This is a genomic window from Polaromonas sp. P1_E3, from assembly GCF_056405935.1.
The window spans coordinates 1-1,040 of record NZ_JBFUBD010000665.1 but is presented as its reverse complement, the minus strand read 5'-3'; the positions used below and the strand labels follow the sequence as shown (position 1 = coordinate 1,040).

The window sequence follows — 1,040 nt, the reverse complement described above, 5'->3', positions numbered from 1 at the left end:
GCCTTTGACCGATGCGACGATCATCCGGGGATTGAGCTTCTGGATGTGTTCCCAGGTGATGCCCATGCGGTCGAGCGCGCCTGGCGCGAAATTTTCGACCAGCACATCGCATTCCTTGATCAACGTGTCCAGGACTTCCTTGCCCTTCGGCTTCTTGGTGTCCAGCGTGATTGAACGCTTGTTGTGGTTGAGCATCGTGAAGTACAGGCTGTCCACGCCCGGGATGTCGCGCAACTGTCCGCGCGTCGCGTCGCCTTCGCCTGCGCGCTCTACCTTGATGACATCCGCGCCAAACCAGGCCARCAACTGGGTGCACGTAGGCCCCGATTGGACGTGGGTGAAATCAAGGATGCGGACGCCGTCTAACGCTTTGCTCATGAAAGTTCCTGCTGGAAAGTTGAAAAAGTGGTTGTTACACGGTTTGATCCGTGGCCAGGGCTTCTTTCGCCCCGTTCAACCCCAATGGTAATCACTGCTCCAGTGGTGTGCCTGTACGATTTGGGTTAGGGTGTATTGCCCTGAGGTGCAAGCTGCATCTCAAGCTCTGTCAGGCGTTTTTTCAGGCTGCGTTCTTCGGCAAAGCGGGCGGTTTCGTCGCGGATCACCGCGACGATGGCTGACACCTTGTTATCCGGGGTATGTAACAGGGCCACGGTGAAGGCGATGGACAAGCCATGCCCATCCTTGTGTACCGCCGGCACGCGCAGTACGTCGTTGCCGTACCTGGTTTGGCCGGTGGCCATGGTTTTGTGATAGCCGTCCCAATGGCGCTGCTGCTGGCGCTGTGGAATGATGATGTCAAGCGACTTGCCCAGTGCTTCTTCTTCAGTGAAGCCGAACATCCGTTGCGCTGACGGGTTCCATAACGTGATGGCTCCGCTGGCATCAGACGCCACAATGGCGTCCCCAACGGCTTCCACAAGCTGTTTCAGGTCGGTTGTCGTTTGCATAGGTCTATTCCTGGTGCTGGCAAATAGGCTGGCTGGCCTTAAAAAAAGACGGCGCTCAAATTGAACGCCGTCTCTTGCGGCCTTCAAGAC

2 protein-coding genes are annotated in these 1,040 nt (G+C 57.0%); both read right to left on the bottom strand.

Annotation, left to right across the window (positions count from 1 at the left end; translation table 11 throughout):
• The coding region (locus tag AC1D0Z_RS22620) for a CoA transferase (protein ID WP_477660382.1) at positions 1 to 378 on the bottom strand (378 nt) is incomplete at its 3' end.
• Positions 379 to 503: 125 nt separating this feature from the next.
• Positions 504 to 950, bottom strand: a complete 447-nt coding sequence (locus tag AC1D0Z_RS22615; protein WP_477660381.1) for a PAS domain-containing protein — start codon at positions 948 to 950, stop codon at positions 504 to 506.
• Positions 951 to 1,040: the final 90 nt, after the last annotated feature.